Origin of the sequence: Empedobacter sp. UBA7620 (genome assembly GCF_002484185.1) — a bacterium.
Lineage (GTDB): Bacteria > Bacteroidota > Bacteroidia > Flavobacteriales > Weeksellaceae > Empedobacter > Empedobacter falsenii_C.
Genome location: NZ_DLJI01000018.1, coordinates 1 through 26,038, shown reverse-complemented (window position 1 = coordinate 26,038; position 26,038 = coordinate 1). Strand labels below are relative to the sequence as shown.

The 26,038-nt window shown below is 31.8% G+C and carries 19 protein-coding genes, 1 tRNA gene and 1 pseudogene; 14 read left to right on the top strand and 7 right to left on the bottom strand.

Annotation, left to right across the window (positions count from 1 at the left end):
• From B2217_RS03175 to B2217_RS03165, 3 genes and pseudogenes are all read left to right on the top strand, one after another.
• A pseudogene (locus tag B2217_RS03175) lies at window positions 1-252 on the top strand (D-alanine--D-alanine ligase); the annotation flags it as partial.
• Window positions 240-701 carry a pantetheine-phosphate adenylyltransferase gene (gene coaD, locus B2217_RS03170; RefSeq protein WP_291122077.1) on the top strand — a complete coding sequence of 154 codons (462 nt, stop codon included), beginning with the start codon at window positions 240-242 and terminating at the stop codon, window positions 699-701. The pseudogene B2217_RS03175 and the gene coaD, both read left to right, overlap by 13 nt.
• 109 nt (window positions 702-810) lie before the next feature.
• Window positions 811-3,009, top strand: coding sequence for a T9SS type A sorting domain-containing protein (locus B2217_RS03165; RefSeq protein ID WP_291122076.1), 2,199 nt, complete (start codon window positions 811-813; stop codon window positions 3,007-3,009).
• 55 nt (window positions 3,010-3,064) lie between these two features.
• Here B2217_RS03165 and B2217_RS03160 read toward each other — a convergent pair whose 3' ends face one another.
• Window positions 3,065-3,661, bottom strand: coding sequence for a ribonuclease HII (locus B2217_RS03160; protein ID WP_291122075.1), 597 nt, complete (start codon window positions 3,659-3,661; stop codon window positions 3,065-3,067).
• A 102-nt stretch (window positions 3,662-3,763) separates the two neighbouring features.
• Here B2217_RS03160 and B2217_RS03155 point away from each other — a divergent pair, with 102 nt between their 5' ends.
• The 3 genes from B2217_RS03155 (at window position 3,764) to B2217_RS03145 (ending at window position 9,336) form a co-directional block, all read left to right on the top strand.
• A complete protein-coding gene (locus tag B2217_RS03155) occupies window positions 3,764-6,907 on the top strand; it encodes a SusC/RagA family TonB-linked outer membrane protein (protein ID WP_180905038.1) in 3,144 nt (1,047 codons plus the stop codon).
• Between the two features lie 13 nt (window positions 6,908-6,920).
• On the top strand, window positions 6,921-8,519 hold the full coding sequence (locus B2217_RS03150; protein ID WP_291092399.1) for a SusD/RagB family nutrient-binding outer membrane lipoprotein: 1,599 nt from the start codon (window positions 6,921-6,923) through the stop codon (window positions 8,517-8,519).
• Window positions 8,520-8,628: 109 nt separating this feature from the next.
• A complete protein-coding gene (locus B2217_RS03145) occupies window positions 8,629-9,336 on the top strand; it encodes a hypothetical protein (protein WP_291092397.1) in 708 nt (235 codons plus the stop codon).
• A gap of 64 nt (window positions 9,337-9,400) precedes the next feature.
• Here B2217_RS03145 and guaB read toward each other — a convergent pair whose 3' ends face one another.
• A complete protein-coding gene (gene guaB / locus B2217_RS03140; RefSeq protein ID WP_291092470.1) occupies window positions 9,401-10,861 on the bottom strand; it encodes an IMP dehydrogenase in 1,461 nt (486 codons plus the stop codon).
• A 251-nt stretch (window positions 10,862-11,112) separates the two neighbouring features.
• Between guaB and B2217_RS03135 the strand changes: the two genes are divergently transcribed.
• The 3 genes from B2217_RS03135 to B2217_RS03125 all read left to right on the top strand — a co-directional run bounded on the left by B2217_RS03135 (window position 11,113) and on the right by B2217_RS03125 (window position 16,273).
• Window positions 11,113-14,697: a DUF2723 domain-containing protein gene (locus B2217_RS03135; RefSeq protein ID WP_291122074.1), complete on the top strand. Its 3,585-nt coding sequence runs from the start codon at window positions 11,113-11,115 to the stop codon at window positions 14,695-14,697.
• A gap of 189 nt (window positions 14,698-14,886) precedes the next feature.
• Window positions 14,887-15,408, top strand: coding sequence for an outer membrane beta-barrel protein (locus B2217_RS03130; protein WP_280045272.1), 522 nt, complete (start codon window positions 14,887-14,889; stop codon window positions 15,406-15,408).
• A 202-nt stretch (window positions 15,409-15,610) separates the two neighbouring features.
• Entirely contained in the window at window positions 15,611-16,273 is a 663-nt protein-coding gene (locus B2217_RS03125; RefSeq protein ID WP_291122073.1) for a porin family protein, read from the top strand.
• Window positions 16,274-16,350: 77 nt separating this feature from the next.
• On the opposite strand, the gene B2217_RS03120 is transcribed toward B2217_RS03125, so the two are convergent.
• From B2217_RS03120 to B2217_RS03110, 3 genes are read right to left on the bottom strand one after another with little or no spacing between them, the layout of a single operon-like run.
• A complete protein-coding gene (locus B2217_RS03120) occupies window positions 16,351-17,562 on the bottom strand; it encodes an FtsX-like permease family protein (RefSeq protein ID WP_291122072.1) in 1,212 nt (403 codons plus the stop codon).
• Window positions 17,546-18,187 (bottom strand): ATP-binding cassette domain-containing protein, encoded by a 642-nt coding sequence (locus B2217_RS03115; protein ID WP_125348666.1) that lies wholly within the window; start codon window positions 18,185-18,187, stop codon window positions 17,546-17,548. Before B2217_RS03115 ends, B2217_RS03120 begins: the two co-directional genes overlap by 17 nt.
• Window positions 18,177-19,796, bottom strand: coding sequence for a DUF4836 family protein (locus B2217_RS03110; protein ID WP_291122071.1), 1,620 nt, complete (start codon window positions 19,794-19,796; stop codon window positions 18,177-18,179). The genes B2217_RS03115 and B2217_RS03110 overlap by 11 nt, the downstream gene beginning before the upstream one ends.
• Window positions 19,797-20,009: 213 nt before the next feature.
• On the opposite strand from B2217_RS03110, the gene ileS reads away from it, so the two are divergent.
• The 5 genes from ileS (at window position 20,010) to B2217_RS03085 (ending at window position 25,081) form a co-directional block, all read left to right on the top strand.
• Window positions 20,010-23,417, top strand: a complete 3,408-nt coding sequence (gene ileS / locus B2217_RS03105) for an isoleucine--tRNA ligase (RefSeq protein ID WP_180905030.1) — start codon at window positions 20,010-20,012, stop codon at window positions 23,415-23,417.
• A 4-nt stretch (window positions 23,418-23,421) separates the two neighbouring features.
• Entirely contained in the window at window positions 23,422-23,808 is a 387-nt protein-coding gene (locus tag B2217_RS03100; protein ID WP_115001530.1) for a TraR/DksA family transcriptional regulator, read from the top strand.
• 9 nt (window positions 23,809-23,817) lie between these two features.
• On the top strand, window positions 23,818-24,462 hold the full coding sequence (locus B2217_RS03095) for a lipoprotein signal peptidase (RefSeq protein WP_038331916.1): 645 nt from the start codon (window positions 23,818-23,820) through the stop codon (window positions 24,460-24,462).
• Window positions 24,463-24,584: 122 nt separating this feature from the next.
• A complete protein-coding gene (locus B2217_RS03090; protein ID WP_180905029.1) occupies window positions 24,585-24,878 on the top strand; it encodes a hypothetical protein in 294 nt (97 codons plus the stop codon).
• Window positions 24,879-24,880: 2 nt separating this feature from the next.
• Entirely contained in the window at window positions 24,881-25,081 is a 201-nt protein-coding gene (locus B2217_RS03085; protein WP_180905028.1) for a hypothetical protein, read from the top strand.
• A gap of 215 nt (window positions 25,082-25,296) precedes the next feature.
• On the opposite strand, the gene B2217_RS03080 is transcribed toward B2217_RS03085, so the two are convergent.
• Together B2217_RS03080 and B2217_RS03075 are read right to left on the bottom strand one after the other, a co-directional pair.
• Window positions 25,297-25,833, bottom strand: coding sequence for a hypothetical protein (locus B2217_RS03080; RefSeq protein ID WP_180905027.1), 537 nt, complete (start codon window positions 25,831-25,833; stop codon window positions 25,297-25,299).
• Between the two features lie 81 nt (window positions 25,834-25,914).
• Window positions 25,915-25,989: transfer RNA gene (locus B2217_RS03075), tRNA-Val, on the bottom strand.
• Window positions 25,990-26,038: the final 49 nt, after the last annotated feature.

Sequence of the window (26,038 nt, the reverse complement as noted above, 5' to 3'; positions counted from 1 at the left end):
CCAGAAGTTGAAGCAAGAGTAAGAGAAATTGCTGCTAAAGCATATAAATGTATTAATATGTCTGGATTTTCTCGTTCAGAATATATTATTGTAAATGGAGAACCGCATTTTATTGAAATGAATACGTTACCAGGTTTTTCTCCTGCAAGTATTTTTCCTCAGCAAGCTGCTCATTCAGGAATTGCATTAGAGGATTTGATGGATAGTGAAATAGAATTTGCTTTAAATAGACCTTCAGCATGGATAGAGTAGCCGTATTTCCTGGGTCTTTTGATCCAATTACTTTAGGACATTTAGATATTATAGAGCGTGCAGTTCCTTTATTTGACAAAATTATTGTTGCTATTGGAACAAATTCATCGAAGAATTATATGTTTTCTTTGGAGCAAAGAATTAAGTTTATTGAAGATTCGGTTGCGACATTCGAAAATGTAGAAGTAATGGCTTACAAAGGTCTGACTGTCGATTTTTGTGATGAAGTAAATGCACAATTTATTTTACGTGGACTTCGTAATCCAGCCGATTTCGAATTTGAGAAAGCGATTGCGCACACAAACCGAGCAATTACCAATCATAATATCGAAACAATCTTTTTATTGACATCTTCTGGGAAAGCTTACATCAGTTCAAGTATTGTTCGTGATGTCATGCGAAACGGGGGAAAATATGAGATATTAGTTCCAGATGTTGTGAGGATTTAAGAAGATTTTTTTTTGTTAAATATTGAGAGAGTAGATAATTTATCTACTCTTTTTTTGTGCTATAAAATTTGAAAAGCAATATATTTACAGCAATTAACACAGAATAAATATGAAGAAATTAATTTTACTATTAATTGCGTTCGTATTTAGTACGCTTACTTTTGGTCAAGAAAGGCCGATTGCTAAAAAAGTAGAGCAAGCTAAATTAACGAGTCGTAGTTTCAAATCGTATGATGTATTCAGCGATGTAATTCAACAAAAAGGGAATCAATTTGCAGACTTTGCAAAAGGAGTTTCTGTTTTTAATTTAGAAAAAGCAGAATTAACTAAATTATATCAATCAAAACCAACTTCTTTAACATTAGATGTTCCATTTGAAGGACGTCAAATTAGTTTAGAATTAGTAAAGAATGATGCATTGTTTACGGATAATTTTAAAGCAGTCGATCAAAATAATAAATTAATCAATTACAAACCAGGATTGTATTATCAAGGAATTATCCAAGGCGATAGAACGTCTGTTGTTGCAATTTCTATTTTCGAAGATCAAGTGATTGGTGTTGCTTCATCTACTGCTCTAGGAGATGTGGTTATTGGTAAATTACAAAATTCTGAAGAATATGTAACGTATTCTTCATATAATGTAGAAGCTAAAAGTAACGTAAAGTGTGCTTTAGATCAATTAGAAGAAAATAAAAATTATAAACCTAATTATGATCCAAAAATCTTAAAAAAGACCACGAATGAAATGACAGAAAAATGTGTTCGTGTTTATTATGAGATTGCTTATGCCCCTTATAAGCAGAATGGTTTAGATGAAACAAAAACTTTGAATTGGTTGACTGCTATTCATAATAATATAGCTACACTTTATACAAATGATTACATCAGAACTTCTTTATCTAAAGTGATGATTTGGAAAGAACAAGATCCATATACAGGTAATTATAGTGCTCAGTTAAATAAATTTAGAACAACAAGAACTGAATTTGATGGAGATTTAGCGCATTTGGTTAATTATCCATCTACAACTTCTGTTGCTTATCTAAATTCAATGTGTAATAATGAATATCATTTTGCTTATTCAGGAATTAACATGACTTATAATAATGTGCCTGTTTATTCTTGGACAATTATGGCGATGACACATGAAATGGGGCACGCATTAGGTTCGCCTCATACACATGCATGTTCATGGAATGGAGATGGTACAGCTATAGATGGTTGCGCGCCTACAGCTAATCCAGATTTAGCAGAAGGTACTTGTCCTACAGGACCAATACCTTATGCTGATAAAGGTACAATTATGAGTTATTGTCATTTAATAGGAGGAGTTGGTATTAATTTCTCAAATGGTTTTGGAGAACAACCAGGGAATTTAATTCGTGCTACTGTTGACGGTAAAATTTGTTTAAGTACAGATTGTAGTATGACTTGTCAACAAACGATAAAATCTGTAACAGGTTCTCTTGAAGGACAGAATATTACATATACGTTAAATGATGATGTAGGAACTGTTTGGATTTATAAGTTTCAGAAAATTGGTGATACAGAAGCTCAATGGAAAGAAACGACATCAAAAATATTAAAGTTTGAAAATTTAGATCGAAATGCATACTACAGAATTGAAGTAGCAAATAAATGTACAGCAACATCTAATTCTTCTTCTGTAACATCAATTATTGAAATTCCTGGAGATTATTGTAATGGAGATATTTATTATGATTCTGGTGGAGCAAATGGAAACTACTCGCCTAATGAGAATTTTATAAAAGTATTTAAACCTCTTGTTGCGGGCGAAAAAGTGTCAATCACTTTTACAGAGTTTGATGTAGAACCTGCTGATGAAAATGGAGTTTATGATTATATGAATGTATATAATGGAACATCTAGTAATGCTTCAAAATTATTTGAAAATGGAAAAGAATTAAACGGAAATAAAATTCCTGGACCATTCGTTTCTACAGATGACTCTGGAGCAATTACAATTCGTTTTAGATCAGATGGTGGATTAGAGTTAAAAGGATGGGCAGCACAAATTAATTGTAATTCTTTAGGATTAGAAGATTTAAATAAAGTTGAGTTTAATATTTACCCTAATCCTACTGCTGATTTTGTTACACTGTCAAGCAAAGAAAAAATTGTTAGCTATCAAGTTTTTGATATGTCAGGTAGATTGTTAGTAGAAACAAATAAGATAGATAAAAAAGAATCAAAAATAGATTTATCTAAATATCCAAAAGGAGTATATTTATTAAATATAAAAACAGATAAAAAATCTTATTCGCAAAAAGTGACTAAGAAATAAGCTGTACTAATTTTTTTAAGTTTTAAGAGGTTGTTAATTTATTAACAACCTCTTTTTATAAATCTAGACTTAATTGATCTGGTAATAATTTAAATGTCATTCTGTGATAAGGAGTAGCTCCAAATTCTTTTATTGCTAAACGATGAGCTTTTGTTGGATAACCTTTGTTTTTTTTCCAATCGTACATGGGGAATTCTTCGTGTATTCTTTCCATATATTCATCACGATACGTTTTTGCTAAAATAGATGCTGCCGCAATATTCATATATTTTGAATCACCTTTTATAATACATTCGTGTGGGACATCATGGTATTTATTAAAACGATTTCCATCAACAACAATCAAATCTTTCGGACAATCTAATTGATCAATAGCTCGATGCATAGCCAAAAAACTAGCGTTTAAGATATTTATTTCGTCAATTTCATTCGGCCAAACAATTCCAATTGCCCAATATTTAGCATTTTCTTCTATAAATGTTCTCAACGAATTTCTTTTCTTTTCAGATAATTGTTTTGAATCATTAATAATTTCATTTTCAAAATCATTTCCCAAAATAACTGCTGCTGCTACAACAGGACCGCTCAAACAACCCCTTCCTGCTTCATCACAACCTATTTCATATTCGTGATTTGATAAAACTTTATACAATTTTTTATTTTTTTAACAAAGTTATCAAAATTTAGCATAAAAAAGTTTTGTAAATGTTAGAGAAATCTTAACTTTATGAAAGTTTTAAAAATGTTTTAACAGATGAGGAGAAATTTAAAAAACTTGTTTGTATTAGGAGGACTTCTTTTAGGAGCTTCTTTATATGCGCAAGAAAAGACAGTTACAGGAACTGTAACAGACTCTGATGGACTTCCAGTAGCTGATGCTGTTGTAAAAACAACATCAGGAAAAGAAGCTTACACTGACGAAAATGGGGTGTTTAGTATTGAAGCTAAACAAGGAGATTTAGTAACAGTAGAAGCAATGGGATTACCAACTCAAACTTTTTCAGTTGGTGCAGGTTCAGAATATAAAGTAACTCTTAAGCCTTCTGAAACGGTAGAGTTAGAAGGGGCTGTAGTAACAGCATTAGGAATTACTCGTGATAAAAGATCATTAGGATATGCATCTCAAGAGGTAAAAGGAGATGTTATTCAAGCAGGTAGAGGAAGTAATGCATTACAATCTTTATCAGGGAACGTAGCTGGAGCTCAGATTACAGCACCTTCTTCTTTAGGAGGATCTACTCGTATTACTTTAAGAGGTATTGGATCTATTACAGGAGAAAACAGGCCATTAATAGTTATTGATGGTATTCCATTAGCTAATAATAATGTTAATGATACAAATACTCAGCGTGGTGGCGGAGGTCGTGATTATGGTGATGGAGCGTTTGATATTAACCCAGATGATGTAGAGTCTATCAACGTTTTAAAAGGAGGACCTGCATCTGCTTTATACGGTTCTCGTGCTGTGAATGGAGTAATCATGATCAAGACAAAAACTGGAAAAAAAGGTAGAGAAGATATCGTTGTTAATACTGGTGTTGCTTTTGAATCAATTAATCAAATTCCAAGTCTTCAAAATTTATATGGGGGTGGAGCTTCTGATACCTTTGAAACTGTAAATATTGGAGGTAAAGATTATCAAATTGTAGATTATGCTACAGATGAATCTTGGGGACCAAGATTTAACAATCAAGAAGTTTTACAATGGTATGCTTTTGATCCTGAGTTTGCTAGCGATTACATGAAAACAACGCCTTGGAGAGCTTCAAAAAATGACGCTAAATCATTCTTTAATACAGGTGTTGCTTATACTAATAGTGTATCCTTTGCAAAATCATATGAATCAACTAATTTTAGAGTTTCATTATCTAATGTCAATCAAACAGGTATTGTACCTAATTCTACATTAAAGAAAACAACAGCAGGTATTAACTTATCTAATAAATTTAGTGATGTATTTACTGTAACGACTAATTTAACTTATACAAGAACGGATGGTTTTAATAGACCAGAAGTAGGATACGGGGATAACTCAGTTGCTCAAAAAATGTTCCAATGGGGACAAAGACAGTTAGATTATAACAAGTTAAGAGATTATAAATTAGCTAATGGGAATCAGCGTTCTTGGAATAGAACATCTTGGGATGAAGGAACTCCTGCATATTCTGATAATCCATATTGGGTAGTGTATGAAAATACATCAAAAGATAAAAGAGATCGTTTTTATGGAAATGTAGAGTTTAAATATGACATCGCACCAGGACTTTATGCTGTTGCAAATGTAATGGGAGATACTTATGATATGCAAGTGTCTGAACGTGTTGCAGTAGGATCTCAAGCAATGTCAAAGTATTCTGAAGCGTACTATAAGTTTACTGAGATGAACTATGAAGGACGTATACATTTTGATAAAAAATGGGGAGACTTCTCCTTAAATGCTTTTGCAGGGGTGAACAGAAGACACAAAACACAAAGTAGATTATCATCTTCTACAAATGGTGGATTAGTTGTTCCTAATTATTATTTTATTGGAAATAGTTTAGATAATCCAACAACATCGAGTTTTAGAGAAACTTCAGAAGTGAACTCTATATATGGTATGATCTCTTTGGGATATAAGAATATGTTATTCTTAGAGGCAACGGGCCGTAATGACTGGTTTTCTTCATTACCTATAATAAATAATAGTTATTTTTATCCATCTGTCACAGGGAGTTTTGTATTCTCTGAAGTATTTAAACCAAGTTGGTTAAATTTTGGTAAATTAAGAGCAGGTGTTTCGCAAGTTTCATCTGATTTAACTCCATATCAAACAGGGGATGTATTAGGTTCAAGTATAAACTTTAATGGAACGCCTACATTTATTCAGTCAAATACTAAGATGAATCCGTTATTAAAACCTGAGATTAAAGATACATGGGAAGTTGGTTTAGAAGCATCTATGTTTAATAATCGTTTCGGTTTTGATGTGACTTATTATAATGAGAAACGTACAGATTTATTAGTGCCAGTTCAGCACTCTTGGTCTACAGGAAATGGATATAAGTGGTTGAATGCAGGAGAGATGAGTAACGAAGGTGTTGAAGCATTAGTAAATATTGTTCCATTAAGAAATCAAGATTTTGAATGGAAAGTAACGTGGAATTTTGCTAAAAACAACAATAAAGTAGGTAAAGTTTCTGATGAAATGGATTCATACAATTTATCAACTGCACCATTTAGTGTTCAATTATGGGCTATATCAGGTCAGAAATATGGACAGCTTATGGGTAGAGATTTTGTTTATGATGATAATGGAAATAAAGTTGTTGATGCAAATGGATTTTATGAAAAATCAGCAGTAACAAACTTAGGATCAATTATTCCAGATTATAACATGGGTATCCGAAATACATTTACATACAAAGGGGTTTCTTTATCTGCATTAATTGATATTCAAAAAGGAGGTAAATTCTTCTCTACTTCACATATGTGGGGAATGTACTCTGGAATGTTAGAAGAAACAGCAGCTAATGGAGTTCGTGAGAATGGAGTTGTTGCAGATGGTGTAATGTGGGATGAAGGAACAAAATCATATGTTAAAAACACAACTGAAGTTTCTGCTTACGATTATTATAAAGCATATTATAATGGTGTAGATAGCCGAAATGTTTTTGATGCAGACTACATCAAATTACGTGAAGTAACTTTATCGTATACTTTCCCTAAAAAATGGGCAGGGCCTTTTGCTAACGTTACTGTATCTGCATTTGGTAGAAACTTAGCTACATGGGGATTAGATAAAAAAGGATTTGATCCTGAAATGGCTTCTTATGGTTCTGGAAATATACAAGGTATTGAAGGAGGGTCTTTACCATCTACAAGAACTTATGGTATGAATCTTAAGTTACAATTCTAAAAATTAAATTATTATGAGAATCAATAAAACAATTATATTATCAGCACTATTAGGAAGTGCTTTATTATCTTCTTGCGATAATGGATTTGAAGAAATGAATATTAGTCCTAATGCACCCGAAAATGCGCCTACATATACAATCTTTCCAATTGCAACTAAAATATTTGTTGATGAAATGAGAGATGGATGGGTGTCTGGACGTATGTTATTGCCTTGGGTACAATATTCAGCACAGAGAAACTATACAGAAGAGGATAAATACGCTTATCGTACGACAACAGGAGATCAAGCATGGAACGCAAGTTATCGATCTTTATCTAACTTAAAAAAGGTAATAAGTATTTGTACAGATCCTGTTTTAGGACCACAACAAGCTGCTTACGGAGATGTTGATACACAGATTGCTGTAGCACGTATTATGATGGCTTACGAATTCTTGGATTTGACAAATTATTTCGGTGATGTACCTTATTGGTCATTAAGTGGTGCAAAGAATCCAGATTTTCAAGCTTTACAAATTGATACGTATGCTCAACCTAAATATGTTAAGCAAGAAGTTATCTTTAAAAATTTGTTACAAGAGCTAAAAGAAGCTGAAGCGCAATTGGATATTACTGAAAAGAATGTATTTACAAGTCCTGAGAATAAAATTGGTGACCAAATTTATTTTGGAGATGCATCTAAATGGAAAAAATTTGCAAACTCGTTACGTTTAAGAATTGCTAACCAAATTAAAGATGTATATCCTGAAGCGAAAGCTGAAATGCAAGATGCTATTGCAAAAGGAATTTTTACCTCAAATGAAGACAATGCTTTGCAACATTATGGAACATCGGCTGTGGAAGGTTCTCCATTTTGGAGTGAATTTTTTGTAGGAAATAGAAATGACTTCTATGTGAATAATCAATTAATAAGATTATTAAAAGGACAATCTGGTAATTATGGAGTTGATCCACGTTTACAAAAATATGCTGCACCTTTAGGAACATCAAAAGCTAACGCTGGTTCAGGTAACTATGTAGAAACGGATGATATTACAAAATATCAAGGAATTCCTTATGGATTACCTTCTGATCGTTTATCATCAAATAATCAGGTATCTAAAGTATCTCCATTTTCAAAAACTATTTTCTCTGCAGATTATGCTGAGGTTTTAATGGAATACTCTGAAGTAGAATTCTTGTTATCAGAAGCTAATGGTTGGAACCAAACTAATTATGTGAATGGTGTGATAGCATCTATGCAAAAATGGGGAGTAGATCAAGCTAAAATTGATGCTTATGTAGCTGCATTACCAGCTGCAAATAAAGAAAATGTAATTACTCAAAAGTATATTGCTTTGTATATGCAGCCTCAAACTGCTTGGGTAGAATATAGACGTACAGGATATCCTAATGGTAGTATTTTATTATTACCTGGTCAAACTGGATATGAAATAGATGGTACTCCATACGTATTCACTCCATTAGTAGCAGGTATGACTGATATTCCGTATAGAATTTCATATCCATTAGGTGAACAAACTCTTAATACTACAAATTGGAATGAAGCAGTTTCAGCTTATGGCGGAAAGGATCCAATTAATGGAAAATTATGGTGGATGACTAAATAATATAATATCCATTTTCTTTATAAAAGCAGCAAAATTATTTTTGCTGCTTTTTTTATTTTATTGATTTTTAATGAAATAAATTGTATATTGGATAGTAAATATTATGAGTATGTTAAAAATTAAAATATTTTGTTTTTTTGCTTCTTTTTGTTTAGGTGTCAATGCTCAACAAAATTTATTAACAGATGGGGTTGATAGAACTTTAAATGAAAGAATATCCCATCAAATAAGTAATATTCAAAATGAAATTGCTTTAAGAAATAAAGGTGAAGTGATAACTCAATATGAAGGTAGCCAGTATTTTAATCCAAATTTTGAGGATATAGAAATAAAAGGTTTTAATTTAGACTTTTCTAAACTTAGATACAATGCTTATTCAGATGAAATGGAATTTGAAAAAGATGGACAGATTTTTAATTTAACAAAAGTTCCTGAATTGATGATTTATTTTCCTTTAACTCAATATCAATTTCTTAAATATCCAACTAAAAATGGAAAAATTGAAGGGTATTTAGAGGTTTTAGTTTATGATAAAGAAAAATATTCTTTATATAAAAGGAATAAAAAAATTATTACTCACGGAGAATTTAAAAATAATGCAAATAAAGCAAATACAAAATTCTCATTGGTGAATGACAGTGACTTATATTTAATTAGACATAAAGAAGATAAGTTTTATGTTTTTCCTACAAATGAAAAACAATTAAATAAAATTCAAAATAGTCCAGAATTAGTAGATTTTGTAAATAAGAATAATTTGAATCTAAGTTTAGAGAAAGATAAAATTAAACTTGTTGATTATATGAATAAACTTTAAGATGAATATTAAACAAAATAGCAAGCCAATTGGCTTGCTATTTTGTTTAATATATTGATAATTCTTAATTCGAATAATTAGGAGCTTCTTTTGTGATCACAACATCATGTGGGTGAGATTCGTGTAAACCAGCACCTGTGATACGTACAAATTTTCCGTTTTCAATTAAATCTTGAATACTTGGAGTTCCGCAGTAACCCATTCCAGCACGTAATCCACCGCATAATTGGTAAACAACTTCTGCAATAGAACCTTTGTGAGGAACACGACCTTCAATTCCTTCTGGAACTAATTTTTTCGCATCAGCTTGGAAATAACGATCTTTAGAACCGCGTTTCATTGCAGCTAAAGAACCCATTCCTTGATATGCTTTGAATTTCCGACCTTGGAAAATAATTTCTTCTCCTGGCGCTTCATCTGTTCCTGCGAATAAACTTCCCAACATCACCAAGTTTGCACCAGCAGCAACTGCTTTTACAATATCTCCTGATAATTTGATACCACCATCTCCAATAATTGAAACGTTTCTTGTTTTTGCGTAAGAATGCACGTCATGAATAGCAGAAAGCTGAGGTACACCAACACCAGCTACAACACGAGTTGTACAGATAGAACCAGGTCCAACACCAACTTTTAAAGCATTTGCTCCAGCATCAATCAAAGCTTTTGCAGCTTCTGCAGTTACAATGTTTCCTCCAACAATATCTAATTCAGGGAAAGCATTTCTAACTTCAGCAACTTTACTAATAACTCCAGCTGAATGTCCGTGAGCAGAATCTAACGCTACGATATCAACACCTTTGTTTACTAAAGCTTGAACACGTTCTAATGTATCAGCACCAACTCCTACACCTGCTCCAACACGTAAGCGACCTTTTGTGTCTTTACATGCGTTAGGGAATTCTGTTAAGTTGTCAATATCTTTAATCGTGATTAATCCAATTAATTTATTGTTTTCGTCAACGATTGGTAATTTTTCGATACGGTAACGAGAAAGAATTTCTTTTGCTTTCTTAAGGTCAGTATCAATATCAGAAGTGATGATATTTTCTTTTGTCATCACATCTTCTACCAATTGATCGAAGTTTTCTTGGTAACGAATATCACGATTTGTAATAATTCCAACCAATGTTCTATCCTCTTCAACAACAGGTAAACCAGAGATTTTATATTTCTCCATTAAGTTTACTGCGTCTTGTAACTTGTGATGACGAGATAAAGTAATTGGATCAGAAATCATTCCGTTTTCCGAACGTTTTACCATATCAATTTCATTCGCTTGTTCTTCGATCGACATATTTTTGTGAACGAAAGATAAACCTCCTTCACGCGCTAATGCAATAGCTAATCTTGCTTCGGATACAGTATCCATTGCTGCAGAAACTATCGGAATGTTAAGGGTGATATTGTCTGTGAATCTTGTTTGTAGAGATACTTGGTTCGGTAATATCTCTGAGTAGGCAGGCACTAATAACACATCGTCAAAAGTGAAGCCCGTTTGTAGAATTTTGTCTGTTAAAGGCATTGCTTTTTGCATTGCAAATTTAGATGAAAAAAGTTTAGAATCAAAACTATTTGAGAAAATGTATCTTAATTTTGAAGGATTTGATGTTTTGTTAATATGTAAATGAATCGATTAGAAAATTTAAAATTAATTTTAAAATATTCGATAAATCTATATTGTTTAGATGAGATTCTAATCAGAATTTAATCATTTCAATCCTAAGCTATATCAATTTTTTATCTTATTTTCGCAAGATAGTTTATTAAAACAAAATGGATATAAATTTCAAAAAGTGGAACAACATCTTGGGTGTTGCGATGTTCTTGATAGCGACAATATTGTATTTGGCGTCGATGGAGCGTTACCTGAGTTTGTGGGATTGTGGTGAGTACATTGTATCATCAGCAAAATTGGGAATTACGCATGCACCAGGGGCAGCTTTGTTCCAAATAATGGGAGCAGTTTGGTCTGGTTTAGCTTTTGGTGACGGAAGCAAATACGCCATATTAATCAACAGTACATCTGCCTTGTATAGTGCAGGAACAATTATGTTTTTGTTTTGGACAATTACATATTTTGCTCGAAAAATGTTTGCAAAAACGCAAGATCCAATGAATGTTGATGCGATTGAACTAAATGCTTCTCAAAAAATTATAACATTAGGAAGTGGATTAGTTGGAGCTGCAATTTTTATGTTTAGCGACACATTCTGGTTTTCTGCGGTAGAAGGAGAAGTTTACGCAATGGCATCTTTCTTTACTGCGCTATTATTTTGGCTGATTACAAGATGGGATCAAGTAGCAGATACACCTAGAGGAAACAAATGGTTAGTAATTATTTCGTTGGTGATTGGTTTATCGATTGGTGTTCACTTAATGGCAATGCTAGCAATTCCAGCAGTTTGTTTTGTATATTATGCTCGAAAATATAGATTTACAATCAAAAGTTTCTTAATCGCAAATGTAATTACGTTGATTATTTTAGCTTTTGTATTCAAAATAATTTTCCCAGTTGTGATGACATTCTTTGGAAGAACAGAGATTTATGTAGTAAATAATTTGGGAATGCCTTTTAATTCAGGAACAATTATCGCCGCTATCATTTTAATTGCAGTTTTCTATTTTGCGATTAAATTAACTCAGAAATATGGTTCAGCATTATTGAATACAATTTCGTGGTGTGTGATTTTTATGTTGATTGGTTTCTCATGTTGGTTAGTTATTCCGATTCGTGCAAACGCAAATCCTCATATGAATTTGAATGATCCTGATACAGCTTTGGGTGTTTTAGATTATTTTAATCGCGAACAATATGGTTCTTGGCCTGTGATGTACGGACCAGTTTTTACGGCTCATATTGCAAGTGATGGAATCAAACGTGATACTAACGGAGCGCCAGAAAGTACAGTTCGTAGTTCTGAATATATCAAGGATCAACGTACAGGAAAATATTTGAAAGTTTCGGATCGTTTAGATTATACATACGAAGATAAATATGTAAAGTTTTTCCCTAAAATGTTTAGTCCAGATCCAGGTGTAATGGAGAATTATGCGGCAGTTTATGCTTTTCCAAAATTCTCTTTGAATGCACAATATGCTGGTGATAAAGAAGCGCAACAAATGTACGCTCAATTGGTAGAAAAGCGTCAAAATAGACAATTAAAAGTTGCAGAACTTAAGAAATATGGTGAGATTTTAGATATCGAACCACCTACATTTGGTGAACAATTTAATTACTTTATTGATTACCAAATCAACTATATGTTTATTCGTTACTTTATGTGGAATTTCTCTGGTCGTCAAAATGATTTAGAAGGTAATTTTGAGATTACAAAAGGTAATTGGATTTCAGGAATTCCATTTATTGATAATCCACGTTTAGGAGATCAATCAAAATTACCAGATGAATATAGAAATGATGGAACAAATGTATATTTCATGTTACCATTATTCTTAGGTTTAATCGGGTTATTTACACAATTAAACAGAAATTTTGTTAACTGGTGGTCATTGTTGTCATTGTTTATTTTAACAAGTGTCGGAATCATCTTTTACACATCTGTAAAACCTTTCGAGCCTCGTGAACGTGATTATGCATTGGTAAGTTGTTTCTATGCATTTGCGATTTGGGCAGGATTGGGTGTACAAGGAGTTTATTTATTACTTCAGAAATTGATGAAGCAAGAATTGAAACCATCTTTAGCAATTGGAACGACAGTTATTTTAGCTGGTATTCCAATTTTAATGGGAGCTCAAAACTGGGATGATCACGATCGTTCAGAGCGTTCTGTAGCTTATTCTTTAGCTTACAATTATCTGAATCCGCTCGATAAAAACGCTATTCTTTTTGTCTATGGAGACAATGATACTTATCCACTTTGGGGATTACAAGAAACCGAAAATTTCCGTGATGATGTAAAAATTGCGAATTTAACGTTGGCTGCTTCTCCATGGAATTTAGAACAATTGTTACGTAGAACGTACAATGCAGCGCCTCTTCCAAGTGATTTGAAACCGAAAGATTATCAATCTGGAACTAACGATCAAATTTTTGTTGTTGGAGGTTCTATTAAAAATATTTTTGATCAATTGAATAGTTTCATCAAACCAGGATCTAATCAAACATTAGAAACGTTAAGTCAAATGCCAATTGAACAAGTTGCTCAATATTTATCTGATCCTGAAATTGATCCAAACCAAGTGATGTCAGTTTATAAAAGTTTAAAACCTTTGCAAAAATATATCACAACTGATAGTATGACAGCTAAAGAAGCGATGGATTTTATTTTAGATAATAAATCACCAGAGAAACAAGCTTTAGCAGATTATTTTGGTTATCCAATTGGTGGAGCAAATTATTTACCTGTTTCTAAAATTATTGTTCCTGTAAATAAAGCAAACGCTCTAAAATATGGAATTGTAAGTGCAAAAGATGCAGATAAAATGGTTGATTCAATCACAATTAATATCAAAGCATCAAGTTTATTCAAAAACAATTTATTGTTGTTGTCAATGATGGCGAAATACAATTGGGATCGTCCTATTTACTTTAGTGGTGGAGGAATTTCTGATCCAGAAAATACATTCTATATGAATGATTATTTATTAAATGCTGGAATGAGTTATAAATTAGTTCCAATTTATACACCTTTTGGTAAAGGAGGAATTATTGGAGCTTCTGATAATGATATGTTATTAAGAACATTTAATTCATATAAATGGTCTGGATATAATAATCATGATGCGTCATTTAGTTTGACAGAGCGTAATTACACATCTTCTTATAGAAATACTGCAGTTCGTTTGGCAGATGATTTATTGAATGCTGGACGCAAAAAAGAAGCGATTGCAGTTTTAGACAAAGTGATGTTAGAAATTCCTGCTTTAGCGAAATACGATATTGGTTATGGTGTGAGTAGAATTGCTGGAATTTATTTGAAAGCTGGTGAGGATAAAAAAGCACAAGAATTGTTTGCACATGTTCGTAAAGAAGCGAATGCAAAAATTGCTTTCTTCGAGTCGTTACCTTCAGGAAAAGGATATTCAATTGGTTCAGATTTAGCCGCGGCTAAAAATGATTTGATGATGTCAATCTACAATGAAGCTTCCGCTTTAGGTGAAAGAGGTGACAAAGAAAAAGCATTGAAAGTTTTCGAATCTGCTTATAATCCTGTTTTAAAGAAATTCGAAACCTTATATAAAGAAGTTATTGCGGATGGAAAAGTTGATGCAGCTGATCAAGCAAAAATCATGAATCAGTTTAATTATTTAGACGAAATGATTGGTGTAGCAGCAGAAATTGATACCAATTATGCAAAACAACAACAGAATATTTTATACAAAATGGTCGGACAATAAGTCAAATCAATAAAAATAGAAAAGCTCCAAAATTATTTTGGAGCTTTTTTTGTGAAATAAAGTTTTGAATATTAAGTAATTGTTAATTTTAGTATGTTTTATCATTATTGAATTTTGGAGTTTGGCACACAAATTGAAATTATACAAATAAGTTTAACAAAATTGTAAATATTTTAAAACATTATAAAAATGAAAAAAGTATTATTAACAGCTGCTTTCGCAGTAGCAGGTATGGTAGGAGTTTCAGCACAAACAACAGGTGTTGAAGGTACAGTTCACGTAGGTATTCCAGTAGGAGAGACAGCAGATGTATCTTCATTTAATATCGGAGTAGATTTAGCTTATTTATATCCTATTGCAAATAACTTTAAATTAGGTGCTAAAGTAGGTTATGATCATTTTATTGGAAAAGAGTATAAAATTAATAATGTAGTTGTAGCTGAAAAAGATGATGTTGGATTTATTCCATTAGCAGCAACAGCTAAATATGAATTTAGTAATAATTTATTTGTAGGTGCTGATTTAGGTTATGCTTTCGCTACAACTGACGGTTATGAAGGAGGTTTATTTTGGCAGCCTAAAATTGGCTATTCTGCTTCAACATGGGATTTATATGCAGGGTATAAAGGAATTTCTGCGGGTCCAGAAAATAATAACACTGTAGATTGGAAATATAATGCAGTATCTGTTGGTTTCGCTTATAAATTCTAAATAGAAAATAACGTATAATTGATAAAAGCTACATCGAAAGATGTAGCTTTTTTTTATTAAAATGCTTTTATGAATGTTAAAATTAAATGATTAATATATTTAATATGAGTTAATTAATATTTGTAGTACTCTTTTTTAACATTATTTGGCACAAGACTTGAAATTATGCATACATCATAATTAGAACTATAAAATTTAAAAGATGAAAAAAATATTTTTTATTGCTGCTGCAATGTTAGGAGTTGTAAGTTTGAGCGCACAAGAAAAAACAACATCGTCACAATTTGGTATAAAATCGAGTGTTAATATGTCTTCTTTTAATGGAGATGATGTAAAGGACAATGATTATAAAGTTGGTTTTAGTGCAGGTGTTTATGGACATTTTCCACTTACTGATCGTTTTGCTGTTCAACCAGAGGTAAATTTTACAAGAATAGGAGGGAAGTACAAAGACGAAGTAATGGAAGTAGGAAATACAACTGTAAAAAGTAAAAATAAAACGACTTTAGATTATATTCAAGTTCCAATCATGTTCAAATACTATCCTGCTGCATCTCGTTTCAATATTGAGGCTGGTCCACAATTTGGATTTAACATGTATGCGAGCAATAAACAATCTACAAGTACATATGCGAATAATACCGTTTACACAACAGAACAAAAGTTTGATGTAAAAGATGACGTAAAAAACTTTGACTTTGGTGTTAACTTCGGTTTAGGATACAATGTAACAGACAATATCAATGTTGGTGCTAGATATTATATGGGATTAACAAGACTTACAGAAAATACAAACAATGGTACAGCAATTGGTGCTGATGTTAAAAATCATTCGTTTTCTGTAGGAGTTGGATATTCGTTCTAATCGAGAATATTTAAGTATAAATAAAAAGGATTCTGAGTTTTTCAGAATCCTTTTTTATGTTTTTATAAAATTTAGCATTAATCTTTCAATGCAATTTTTTTGATCGATTGTGTCAAAATTATTTTATTAATAATGAATAAAATAATCACGATGATTAATCCAAAACCGATCACTTCCCAAACATGCGAAGTTTCTGTTGCCATAAATTTTCCGACTTTTTCTTTGATAATATCCAAAACAAAATAAACCAATGGAATCGAAATGAGATAACTGATTAACATAAATATAATCGAAAATTTAAGATACGGACGAGTCAATTGATTGATGTTGTAACCAATCAAAAATAAATCTTTCGTTTTATGCTTGTTCTTTTCAATCATCAATTGAAAATTGATAATCATCAACCAAATCGCTGCAAAAACAATGATTAAACCAATAAATAAAACCAAGGAAAAAGCTAATTTTAAATAATACGTCAATTCATTATTTTTCAATTCATCTTTGTTGATATCATAATTTTGTTGCTCAAAATAAGTCGAAGCATTTTCGTCACCTTGAGATTTCGTTTCAACAACAATTCTTGATGGTGCTAAACTTTTTAGAGGTGCATACGTTTGATTTGCCCACTCCAAAAAGTTTTCGGGAACTAAAATGGTATTAATTTTTGTTGTAAAATCGACAATTCTCGCTTGATATACTTTCTGATTTTCTCCTTTTCCTAAAATCAATTGAAAAGGAATTTTAGTAAATAATCCTTCCGAAACTTGTGGTAAACCTTGACTTGTTGCAAAACCAAAATTGTATAAATTCAAATAACTTTTCGGAATAATAATCGGAATAAAATCTTGTCCTTCTAGCCATTTCCAATCTGATTCTTTTACATCAATGAAATCTTCTGGAACAGATTCGAAAAATAAATCAGTCGAAAAACCACGAATTCCAGCAACTCCACCAACTTGTAATTTTACAGGGAATTGACTGCTTTTGAATGTTCCGACTTTTGCAACAAAATTCTGTGATTTCAAATCATTAATTTCATCTTCACTAAAACTTGGTTTTTCACCAGTCAACGTTTGTAAAGACGATATTTTTTTGTTTAAGACCACATAATTTGCTTTCCAAACTGAACTATCTTCTCCAAAATTTTTGGCATAATCCAAATAAATTGTTCCAGCCAAAATCAAGATGAAAAATCCGATAATAGAGAAAAAACAAAAGGTTGTAATTCGCAAGAAACTTAGGTTTTTACGAACCAATTTTTCAATTAAATTTTTAGAGTTGAATGACATTTGCAAGGCGTTTATCGTGAATTTCGTGTAAGCTTGTAAAGATGATTCCAGCGTTATTTTTTGCAGCTTCTTTGGTAACTAAATCAATCAGAAGTTGTTGATTTATTTCATCTAAATGACTAAAAGGTTCGTCCAAAAGTAGAAAATCAAATGGTTGACAAAGTGCGCGAATCACAGCAATTCGTTGACGTTGACCATAAGAAAGATGAATCGCTTTTTGATGTAAATGACTTTTTAAACCAACTTTTTCAATCCATTCAATAATTTGATTTTCGGATTGATGTTGTGTTAATACATTTTTTAATTGGATATTTTCCATCAAAGTTAATTCTTCAAACAAATGCAAACCTTGAAAAACATACGCAATTTTTTCGCGTCTAATTTTTGTCCAATCATTCAAAGAATAATTCTTAATATTTTGTCCATCAAACAAAACTTCTCCGTCATAATCTTTTCTATCACCGTACAAAATATTAATCAACGTCGATTTTCCAACACCAGAATGTGCAACGATTTGATAAATATTTCCGCTTGAAAAAGTGTATGTATTTTTCCAAATTTCAGATTGTTCGAACCCAAATTCTTTCAAAGGATGCGGAACAAGTTGACTGATTTTAATTTCCATTTTGTTGTGCAGCTTGATTGAAAAATAGTGAATAAGCTTGGTCCAAAAGTAAGAAAATCACTTCCAAACTATTTTTATCCGTCTTTTTCATATGTATTTTTCCTGTTTTTGTGTATTCATTCGAAACGCGGTAATCGATGTGATCAAAATAAGATAAAACCGTTTGCATTTCTTTCGTGTTTCCGAACGGAATTTGTTGATAAATATAATTTTGAACTTCTTTTGGATATTGATCAAAATTTAGATTCACGTAACCAAACATTGGATTTGAAGCGTTTGTAGCGTATTCTGTTGTGACAAAATTTGAAGAACTTACCATTTTGTTCAAATATTGATTCATAATCGATTGATTATTTGTGATGTACATCAAATTGTTTTTGTATGTCATATAAATCTTCATATTTGTCGAAATTGGTAACATGTAATAAGGTCCAATTTTCTGAATATTTTCTTGATGAGATTTAATAAATTCGTTGAAGAAAAGATCGTTTTTCATTTTTCCTCCTAAAACAAATTGCGGATAAACAACTTGCTTGATAAAAGCTTCTTTCTTACCAAAAAAATCATTTGGATTAAATGCTTTTCCGATCTCAAAATCATATACACTAAACAAAGCTTCGCCTTCAAAACTTTGCTCTAGTTTGTTCAAATCAATGTCATATTGTTCTAAAAAAGTAGTTAAGAAATTTTGATTTTCGAATACATAACGCGTGTTGGCAGGATAAATTCCAAGTCCAATGTTCATGTAACTTTGCGCAGGAAAATATTTAAAAAAATCAGTATTGATTTTCGATTTCCACATCGGATGTTTTTGCAATTCAACTTTTGTAATTGCATCTGGATGAAATTTCTGCGTAAAACTAATTCCGTCCGAAGTAAATGAAATAAAATTAACCCAAGAACTTTTTGTAAAATCAAGATTTTTCTTTTCAGAACTTTCGTGTTTTGAGAAGTTTTTCAAAAAGTTTCCGGTGTACCAAATGTTGATATCCTGCGAGTTTTTAACAAAATCTCCAAAACTATTATTTTCCTTCGCAAGTGAATGTTTATCGTTGATAATTTTCGTAAAATAATCTTGAATTGCTTTTTCTCCAACACCAAATTCAGAAACAATCAATAAAAATTGAGATTTATTCCAAGCCATAAACGGTTTATTGAATCCAGAAATCGTCGTAAAACCATCTTTCTTTTCAAACGAAATATTTTTTTTGTATAAACCTTTGTAAATGGTTGATAAATGTTTTTCAAACTGATCTTTGTCGCGCATATTTGTAATCAACGCAACCATATTTTTTCCATTAATTTTTTGCCCAAAAAGGTAAATAGGACTGATAATATCTACGCCTGCTGAGGTCGGATTGTTTTTGATATCATTTAATAATTGATCAAAAGTCGGATCTTGATTTTTAAGTTCGCCTTCGGCTAATTGATAAATTTTGTATTGTTCTAATTTCTGAAAATTACCTTTTTCTGCAATTGATTTTGGATTTATCAACGCAACAAAATCTGCATCTGTTGGAATCAAAACCGTATAATCTTCGTTTTTGGAACAACTTGCAAAAAGCAAAATAATGAATAGAATCGAGTAATATTTGAAGCCTTTTTTCATCGAAAAAATATCTTTAAAAATTGTTGTTAATTATTTGGTTAATGCTGAATTAAATCTGAAAACATCTGATTTTTATTCAAGAATTGTTAAATCTATAATATCGGGATAAATTTAAGCAATTATTAATATGATTTTCGTTTCTATAACAATAAAAATATGTAAAAATTTCTTATATTCGCACTCCTTGATTTAGAAGAAATAAGAAAGAATTCGATGGCAAAAAAGTTTAGAGAATATAAGCACTTAGACTTGGTACAAGTCTCAAAAGAAACGTTAGAAGATTGGAAACAAAATAATGTTTTCGAGAAAAGTATTTCTACGCGCGATGGAAATCCATCTTTTGTGTTCTATGAAGGTCCTCCTTCTGCAAACGGAAAGCCAGGGATTCACCACGTTTTAGCACGTTCTATCAAAGATATATTTTGTCGTTACCAAACCTTGAAAGGAAAACAAGTTTTTCGTAAAGCGGGTTGGGATACGCACGGTTTACCAGTAGAGTTGGGAACTGAGAAAGAATTAGGAATTACTAAAGAAGATATTGGAACTAAAATTTCAATTGAAGAATATAACGAAGCGTGTAAACGTACAGTAATGCGTTACACAGATTTGTGGAATGATTTGACTGAAAAAATGGGTTATTGGGTGGATATGGAAGATCCATATATCACATATAAACCAAAATATATGGAGTCTGTTTGGTGGTTGTTGAAACAAATCTATAACAAAGATTTGTTGTACAAAGGTTATACAATTCAACCATATTCTCCGAAAGCTGGTACAGGTTTATCTTCACACGAGTTAAATCAACCAGGAACTTATCAAGATGTTACGGATACAACGATTGTTGCTCAATTTAAAGTAAAGAAAGATTCTACGACTCTATTCAATAATTTTGATGGAGATGTGTATTTCTTAGCTTGGACAACGACACCTTGGACGTTGCCATCAAATACAGCGTTAACAGTTGGTCCAACTATCGATTATGTTGTAGTTGAAACATTCAATCAATATACATTCGAGCCAATTCGCGTAATTTTAGGAAAACCATTGGTTGCTAAACAATTCGGTAAACCATATTTCTTAGCAGAAACAGAAGAAGATTTCAAAGTTTATGCGGCAGGAAATAAGACAATTCCTTACAAAATTGTTGGAGAATACAAAGGTGCTGATTTAGTTGGAACGCGTTATGAGCAATTATTACCTTGGGCGTTGCCTTACGAAAATGTAGAGAATGCTTTCCAAGTAATTCCTGGAGATTTCGTAACAACAGAAGATGGTACAGGTATCGTACACACTGCGCCTACTTTTGGTGCGGATGATGCGCGTGTTGCAAAAGATGCAGGTGTTCCTCCAATGTTGGTATTAGATACGCATGGAAATCCTGTTCCTTTAGTAGATTTACAAGGTCGTTTTGTGGCTGACTTACCAGAAGGTTACGGAGGTAAATATGTGAAAAATGAATATTACGATGATGGAACTGCTCCTGAAAAATCGGTTGATGTAGAAATCGCGATTTTATTGAAAGAGGAGAATAAAGCGTTCAAAGTAGAGAAATATAAACACAGTTATCCACATTGTTGGAGAACCGACAAACCGATTTTATATTATCCATTAGATTCTTGGTTCATCAAAGTAACGGATGTAAAAGACCGTATGGTTGAATTGAATAAAGAAATCAATTGGAAACCTAAAGCAACTGGTGAAGGACGTTTCGGAAACTGGTTAGAAAATGCGAACGATTGGAACTTATCTCGTTCTCGTTATTGGGGAATTCCATTGCCAATTTGGAGAACTGAAGAAGGGGACGAAGTAACTGTAATTGGTTCTGTAGAAGAATTAGTTGCTGAAATTGAAAAATCAATTGCGGCAGGCGTAATGACTTCTAATCCTTTCCAAAATTTCGAAGTTGGAAATATGACAGAAGAAAACTATGATTTGATCGACTTACACAAAAATGTAGTAGATGAAATTACATTAGTTTCTGCATCTGGAAAACCGATGAAAAGAGAAGCTGATTTGATTGACGTTTGGTTTGATTCTGGAGCAATGCCTTATGCGCAAGTTCACTATCCATTCGAAAATAAAGAATTGATTGATAACGGAACAATGTATCCAGCTGATTTTATTGCAGAAGGTGTCGATCAAACACGTGGTTGGTTCTATACATTACATGCAATCGGTACATTAGTTTTTGATTCGAAAGCGTACAAAAATGTAATGTCAAACGGATTGGTTTTAGACAAAAACGGACAAAAAATGTCTAAACGTCTAGGAAACGCAGTCGATCCATTTGATACATTGGCAACTTATGGTCCTGATGCAACGCGTTGGTACATGATTGCGAATGCGCAACCTTGGGAAAACTTGAAATTTGATATTGCTGGAGTTGACGAAGTTCGTCGTAAATTCTTCGGAACATTATACAATACCTATTCATTCTTCGCTTTATATGCGAATGTAGACGGATTTACATTTGAGGAAGAAGAAATTCCTGTAAATGAAAGAGCTGAATTGGATCAATGGATTATTTCTGAATTGAATACATTAACGAAAAAAGTTGATGCATTTTTAACTGATTATGAACCAACAAAAGCAGCTCGTGCAATTCAAGAATTTGTGATTGATAATTTATCAAACTGGCACGTTCGTTTATCAAGAAGACGTTTCTGGAGAGGTGATTATTCGAAAGATAAAATTGCAGCTTACCAAACATTGTACAAAGTTTTAGAAACTGTTTCAATTTTAGGTTCGCCAATCGCACCATTCTTCATGGATCGTTTATACAAAGATTTGAACGCAGCTACAGGTAAAAATGCAGCAGAATCTGTGCATTTAGCAGATTTCCCAGTTGCAGACGAATCATTGATTAAAGCCGAATTAGAAGAGCAAACACATTTAGCACAAACGGCAACAAGTATGATTTTATCACTACGTAAGTTGAGTGATAATAAAGTACGTCAACCATTACAAAAAGTAATGATTCCTGTGTTGAATGATACGATGAAAGCTAATTTGGAAGCTGTATCAGAATTATTGAAACAAGAAGTTAACGTTAAAGAAATTCAACTTTTAACAAACGAAGAAGCATCAAATCTTTTAGTGAAATCTATCAAACCTAATTTCAAGACTTTAGGTCCGAAATATGGAAAAGAAATGAAGGCTATTTCGGCTGCTACAGCAGAATTGACGAATGAAGAAATTGTTAAATTAGAGCAATCAGGTAAAATAGATTTGTTAATTGACAACAAAACATTAACTTTAGATTTAGAAGATTTTGAAATTGCTACAAAAGACATCCCAGGATGGACTGTAGCGTCTAATTCTACATTGACAGTAGCACTTGATTTACAATTAACTGAAGAGTTAATTAATGAAGGTGTTGCACGTGAATTGGTAAACAGAATTCAAAATCTACGTAAAGAAACCGGACTAGAAGTAACCGACAAAATTATACTTAACTTAAAAAATGATGAATCAATCGTAAATGCAGTCGAGCAAAACAAAGATTACATTTGTTCTGAGACATTAGCAGAAGATCTTGTTTTACAAGACCAAGTTGCAAATGGGTCAGAGGTTGAAATTAATGGATTGATGACGCAAATTGCGATTACTAAATTGTAAGCGTATGGCAACAACAGATGAAAAAGTAAGGTACTCTGATGCAGAGTTGGAAGAGTTTAGAGCAATAATTCAAGAGAAATTAGATCAAGCGATAAAAGATTACGAATTATTGAAAGAAGCTTACACAAACGATAGTAACAATGGTACTGACGATACGTCTCCAACGTTCAAAGCGTTTGAGGAAGGTTCTGAAACCATGTCGAAAGAACAAAATGCACAATTAGCAGCACGCCAAGATAAATTTATCCGTGACCTGAAAAATGCATTGTTACGTATTTCGAACAAAACATACGGTATTTGCCGTGTAACAGGAAAATTAATTAACAAAGATCGTTTGAAATTAGTTCCGCATGCTACATTAAGCATCGAAGCTAAAAATATGCAACGTTAATCAAGTATTTTGAAAAAAGTAGTACTCATTACCATTTTGGTTTTAATCATAGACCAAATCTCAAAATTTTACGTGAAAACACACTTTTTTTTAGGTGAAGACGTAGATGTTTTGGGTTGGTTTAAAATAGCATTTGTAGAAAATCCTGGAATGGCATATGGAATGCATTTCGGAGGAGAAACAGGTAAAATCGTTTTATCACTTCTACGAATTGCTCTAATCGGAATGATTATCTACTATATTAATGCATGGTCGAAAAAACTAAATAATAATTTCTTTATCATTCCGATTGCGCTTGTTTTGGCAGGTGCTATAGGGAATGTGCTTGATGGAATTTTTTATGGCGTTATTTTCGATAAAGGAACTACTTACAATGAAATGTTTCAGGATTGGGTAGGGTATCAAGGTGTCGCACAAGCAAACTTTGCTGGTTATTCTGGTTGGTTTACGGGCTGTGTCGTAGATATGCTTTATTTCCCAATTGTGGAGTTTGATTGGCCTTCTTGGATTCCAATTATAGGTGGACAACATTATAAGTTCTTTCAGCCTGTATTTAATATCGCAGATTCGGCTATTTTTATTGGAGGACTTACTTTGTTCCTTTTCCGTAAAAAAGCCTTTACAACCGAAAATGGTGTAAGATTAAGATTTTAAAAAGATAATCCCTCAGTTCAAACACTGAGGGATTTTTTATTATATTTATTTGAACAAGAATTGATTTTTATGAATAGTTGGTTTAATCTTTTAACTGAAATGAAAGTTGTGACAAGAATGATTTGTTTAAATATGTCACGATTTATCATATCAAAAGTTGTTCTTATGATAAGAGCTTTATAGGTAAAAGTATTTCTTTAGATAATATAATATCAATCATTAATAAAGATTCTATTAATATTCAATATGATATTTTGGAAATATTTGTAGTAATAAAGGAAGATGATATAAGTGATTTAATCGTAACATATAATCCTTTCGAATTATTTGAGAATTCCTACGTTTATAAAGTAATTTCTAATATTAATGAAGAACTGAAGAATCAGTTTATCATCAATTCAGAAAAAGTCAAATGATTATGAAATTGAAAAAATATTTACCATTTGTGATTTTTATTATTGCTGTATTAGCGTTAATACAAATTAGATATAGACATGTAGGAAAAAAAGAATTCGAATTTTTTTATTCAACGTCAATAAATTCAAAACAAAAATCTATATCTGCAGGAACAGGAGGTACGAGAATAACTTTAGTTGATAATAGAAGATTTATTTTTTAACCTTATACAAACAAAGGGATTACTTTTGATCATATATTAAAAGAAGGAGATGTAATAATAAAAAAAGAATATTCAGATTCTCTTATTTTAATAAAAAATGAAGGAGAATTTATTTTTAAATTTCGAAAATTTTAATAACTTGTTCTGGACATATTATTAAATAATAAAAACTAAACTTTCCTTCATCAAAATATTTTTTAGATGATTATAATATTTTACATCGAAGGAGACGGAGCATACGTATAATCATCATCTTTTTTGTAAATCAACTTCGAATTTAGATCTTGTAATTCTGTAATTTTTCCATTCTTCTTGATGATTTTTAATTTTGAAACTTCATTCGTTTTCCGATTTTTCAGTTCAAGAATATTATTTACTATTTTAACATCATAATTATCAGCTTGCATTAATATAGATCTAGCGATAATATCTCCATTTTCATCAGGTACGATTTTCGATTTATACTCTGTTTCTTCAGGGTAACTATTTGTTCTTATAAAAGCAGAATAATCATTGACTTGTAAAATTATTTCATAAGGAGATTCGGCTGGTAATAATGTGTCTTTTTCTAGTTTCCAAATAAAGTATTCGTTGTTAAAAGTTGGTTGATATAACTTAGCTTTCGGAGGTTCTGGAAGAGATGGAACTTTCTTTATTTTAGGAGGTGCTAAAGTTGTTTTCTTTTTATTTTGCCCAAAGGAAATATTAGAAATAACAATGAATATTAGAAATAATAATTTGGTAGTTTTCATAAGAGTTGATTTATATGAAATTACAAAAAAACTATTTATAATAAAAAAACTCCTTTCAATTTCTTGAAAGGAGTTCTGTTGTGGTCCCTACTGGATTCGAACCAGTGACCCCCTGCTTGTAAGGCAGGTGCTCTGAACCAACTGAGCTAAGAGACCTTTTAGAATTTTATTTGAAAGACTTTCTATTGTCTTTATGTGGTCCCTA